Raw genomic sequence first — 4,524 nt, forward strand, 5'->3', positions numbered from 1 at the left:
CGGACGGCACCACCCAGATCGTGGACCCGGCGACCGGTCAGGCCACATCGACCGCCCCGGACGGGACGACCACCACCCAGAACCTCGGCAGCCTCGGCAGTCTGAACGGCCCGAACGGCCTCGGAGACCTGGGGGACATCGGCACCGTGAACGGCCTGGAGTCGCCTACCGGCGGCCACACCGCGCTCGTGAACGACGACTTCGCCACCACGTTCGCCGATGGCAGCAAGGGTGTGTTCGACCCCGAGAGCGGGATGTTCACCAGCACCGGTCCGGACGGCAGCACCGTGGAGACCGACCTCACCCACGGCGCGAGGGTGACCAACCCGGATGGTTCCACCACCTTCCTGGACAACGGCCGCCTGAACACCATTTCTCCGGACGGCACCCTCCAGAGCATCGACCCGGACACGGGCATCGCCACCGTCACCGACCCGCAGGGCAACACCGAAACCGTGGATCTGAAGGACCTCAACACGTCGCTCGGCCGCCTGGAAAGTCCGGGCGTGCTCGACGGCCTGGACAGTCTCGACGAGCTCGGCGGGGCCGGTGGCCTGGACGGGGCGGGCGGCAACGGTGGCGGCGGCACCACCAGCAGCGACGTGCCGTTCTCCGAACTCGGCATCGGCGGTGGCCAGGTGAGCGGCGGAGCCTCCGGCGGCGGCCTCTCGGAGGCAGGCTCCGTCTCGCTGGACAGCACGGGCACGGCCGGGGTCGCGCCTCTTTCCGACAGTGCTGCCGCCGGCTCCGGCACCCCGCTCGCCTCCGCCGCAGCCGGGGGAGCCCCCGGTGCCCCGGGCATGCCCGGTAGCCCCGGTATGCCGATGGGCGGTGGCGCGGGCGGCATGGGCGGGGCCGGCGAGAAGGGCAACGGCGAGCGGGTACGTGCCGTCCTGGTCGACGCGGCCGAGGAGAGCGAGCGCCGCAACCGCCGCCGGCGCAGCCCGTGGAACCGGCAGGAGGACAGCGACACCTTCCTGGCACCGGCGTCCCGGGTCACGACCACCGGCGGTGACTCCCCGGAGGAGGAGACGGAGCCGGGGCGCAGGCCCACCACGTCCGCCGACTACCTGGAGGAGGACGCGGACGTGTGGGGCACCGAGGAAGGCGGCACCCCGTCCGTGATCGGCCGGTGACCGCCCCTCAGCTCCGGTGCACCGCCGCGCGGAGACGAACCTCACCCGGTCCCGGCTTCCGTGGCGGGACCTGCACCGGGCAAGATCAACAGAGCAGTTGACGGGCCGGGGACCGGAACCGGACGCACCGTCCGGGGACGCGGACGTCCGGACATACGAAGAGACCGACGGAGAGGGAGGGAGCGAGCATGACGGAACCGCTGGAGAAGCGCCTGGAGAAGGCCATGGCCGAACTGCAGGCGGCGCAGGAGGCGGTCGCGCGCACCGAACGCGAGCTGCGGACGGCGTCGTTCGCAGCGCTCTCCTCCGACCGCGCGGTCCGCGCCACCGCAGGCCCGCAGGGGGAACTGAGCGGGATCGAGTTCCTGGAGAACAAGTACCGCGACATGTCCCCGCAGGAGCTCGCCGCCAGTGTCCTGGAGGCGGCGAACGCGGCACGCGTGAAGATGAACCGGCATGTGATGAAGGCGATGGCACCCTTCGCCGAGCCCAGCAGCGACGTGCCGGAACTGAAGGGTTTCGAACTGGACTGGGAACGCATCTTCGGACCCGAAGTGCTGCGCGAGGACGACGGATCGGCACGCGGCGGTCAGACCGCCCCCGCCTGGCGGGACGCGCTCGGCGCCGAAGGGGAGGACTGACGATGGGACAGCGGTACTACGTCGATCCGCACCGCATCGAGGCCCTCGCACGGCAGCTGGAGGAGATCGGCACCCTGACCAGGAGCATGACCGAGGAGTTCCTCGACGAGCTGGCGCCCACGGTGACGTGGCCCGGCACGGAGGGCGAGTTCGCGGAGAAGGCCAAGCCGCAGGAGCAGAAGGAGCGGCAGACCACCAAGGACACCATGATGTCCATCCGCGACGCGCTGGTGGGGATCACCGATGCCACGGTCAGCCAGGTCCGGATGATGAAGGACACCCGCGACCGCAACATCGAGGACGTCGAGCAGGGCACCAGCCGCATCGACACCGACGGATTCGGCGCCGGCCCGGGCGGGCATGGCCGCCGCTGACCTCCACGCCGCCTGCCGCTCCCGTGCCACGCCGGGAGCGGCCGGTCCGTCGTGCCCGCGAGGACTCCGGGGCGGCTCCCGATGAGCATCCAGGTATCGCCCGAAGTCAACGCGATGATCTTCATCCTCACCGGCGAGAGACTCATGGACGCCGACGAGGACCTCGCCTACGAGAGCCGTCGGCCCTACTCCGGCCTCGGCCGGAAGCTGGACAGGCTGTCCTCGCTCATCGACAAGTCGATCCACGACATCGGCGAGTCCATGCCGGACGACCTCGCCAAGTCGTACGGCAAGGCGATGGGCATGCTCATCGACGACGGCGGCAAGAACTACCTGCGCGACTTCGCCGAGCAGCTCGACAAGATCGCCGAAGGACGTCGCAAGACCTCCATGGACATCATGGAGTCCAAGTGGCAGGTCATCGCCGAGATCATCCGGCTGCTCATCGAGATCGCCATCTATCTCGCGCTGTCCTTCTTCACCGGTGGCGCCTCGGCCAGCCAGATCATGATGGCCAAGCTGCGCAGCCGCTTCTTCATCCTCACCACGCTCAGCCACCTCCTCCAGCGGCTGCACCTGGCACCCTCGCTGACCGAGGCGTTCGCCGAGGCGTTCACCACCTTCGCGGTGCGGCTGGCCATGATGAACTTCGCCCCCGACGGCCGCCGCCCCGACGGCATCGACTGGAGCGACATCGGGAAGGCCGCCGCGTTCGGCGCCGCGGCGGGCCTCTTCACCAGCATCTTCGACGACTTCGCGAGGAACATCGTCAAGAGCTACGACAACAACTTCCTCAAGGACGGTCCTGACCTCGGCTTCAAGAACAACCCGAACCTGAAGAACAACCCGGACTTCGACCTCGGGAACAACGGACCGAACCCCAAGCCGGACCCCGACCGCGACAGCCCTCTCGACGACCGCCCGGAGCCCACCCCGTACGGGAACGGTCCCACCCCCTCGAACAACGTGCCGGTCACCTTCCGGAACGATCCGCTCTCCTTCCGTAACAACACCGAGCTGTGGCGGAACAACCAGCTCCTGCGCAACAACGCCGACCGGCCCGGTGCGCTGGCCGGGCACTACGGGCTGAAGGGGGTGACCGACTTCCTCGCCGCCGGCTCCGGCGAGGCGCTGGCGGAGATCCTGATCAAGGGCGCCTTCGAGGGCGACTGGTCCACCAGCTGGTCCACCTTCGTCGGGGCGGGCATCAGCAGCCAGGTCGAGGCCACGCTCAGCGACAGCGCCGTGAACAGCGCCGCCGAACTGCGCCACCTCATCGACAAGCTGCGTCACCAGCCGCCCACCGTCTCCAGCGGCGACAGCGACTCCGACAGTTCCTCGCGCTCCGGCGACGGCTCCGACCGCGCCGACGGTCCCACAGACACGCACACGACGGGCGGCGACGGCCCCACGCCCAGCTCGGTCCCGCCGGTCACCTCGCGGACCACCGGGCAGGCCGACGCCACCGGCAGTCAGGCGCCCCCGCCCTACACGTTCGAGAATCCGCCTTCCTTCGCGGAGAACCCGGCCGTCCTTTCCGCGAACCCGCCGCCGTACACGTCCCTGGACCCGCCGCCGTACTCGCCGGGCACGCTGCCCGTGACCGCCGCCGAGAACGAGCTGTGGCAACAGGTCCACCAAGGCCCCGCCGAGGTCCGCGAGCAGGCGCTGCGTGACCTCGCCGCCCTGCGTGGGGCCCAGCCGCCCGGCAGCGCCGAGATCGGTGTCCGTGACAGCCTGCACGGCAACTTGTCGCAGCTGCCCGAGGTCCGGGTGGTGCCCGCCGGAGGCAGCCCCGCCACCCAGGTGGACACCGACGAGGTCCGCCGGGCGCTCGGCGGCCTGGGCGCCCGGGTCACGGTGGACGCCCCGATCACGGTGGGCGCTGCCCCAGGCGTGGGGGGCAGCGTGATCACGGTGGATCCCGCGACCACGGCCGGCGGTACGAGCACGGCGGGCATGCCGGGCGCCTCCGGCAACAGCCCCGTCACAGGCACAGGTGACCCCGCCGCACGCACCCCGGGCAACGGTGCCGGCCCGGTGGTGGACGACGCCCCGGCCGCACCGTCGGACGACACAGCCGACCGGCGGAGTGACGAGAGCGTGGCGCCCCCGGGGAACCCGGCCGTCGACCTGCCGGCGAACCCGGCTGTGACGTCCGAGGAAAGCGACGTCCGGGAGTCCTCGGACAGGAACGCCCCGGATTCTCCGCGGAGCGACGTCCAGGGTTCTCCGCGGAGCGACGTCCAGGGTTCTCCGCAGAGCGATGTCCGGGGACCCCGGCAGGGCGATGTCCAGAGGGCTCCCGAGGAAGCGGCCGGGGAGGGCGACGGTACGGCGGCTGCGCTGCCGGGCCAAGGGAACGGTGCTCCC

The 4,524-nt window shown here is 70.9% G+C and carries 2 protein-coding genes and 2 pseudogenes; all 4 read left to right on the top strand.

Annotated elements, in window-relative coordinates; all coding sequences use genetic code 11:
- Positions 1–1,136, top strand: a pseudogene (locus tag VN520_RS09885) (hypothetical protein); the annotation flags it as partial.
- A gap of 188 nt (positions 1,137–1,324) precedes the next feature.
- Positions 1,325–1,777, top strand: a complete 453-nt coding sequence (locus tag VN520_RS09890; protein WP_325746493.1) for a YbaB/EbfC family nucleoid-associated protein — start codon at positions 1,325–1,327, stop codon at positions 1,775–1,777.
- Between the two features lie 2 nt (positions 1,778–1,779).
- Entirely contained in the window at positions 1,780–2,151 is a 372-nt protein-coding gene (locus VN520_RS09895; protein ID WP_325746494.1) for a hypothetical protein, read from the top strand.
- A gap of 81 nt (positions 2,152–2,232) precedes the next feature.
- Positions 2,233–4,524: pseudogene (locus VN520_RS09900) on the top strand (hypothetical protein); the annotation flags it as partial.

This window comes from Streptomyces sp., assembly GCF_035563135.1.
In the GTDB taxonomy this organism is placed as follows: domain Bacteria; phylum Actinomycetota; class Actinomycetes; order Streptomycetales; family Streptomycetaceae; genus Streptomyces.

Coding starts and splice junctions, on each gene's coding strand:
- VN520_RS09890 (WP_325746493.1), top strand. CDS start 1,325: ATGACGGAACCGCTGGAGAAGCGCCTGGAGAAGGCCATGGCCGAACTG.
- VN520_RS09895 (WP_325746494.1), top strand. CDS start 1,780: ATGGGACAGCGGTACTACGTCGATCCGCACCGCATCGAGGCCCTCGCA.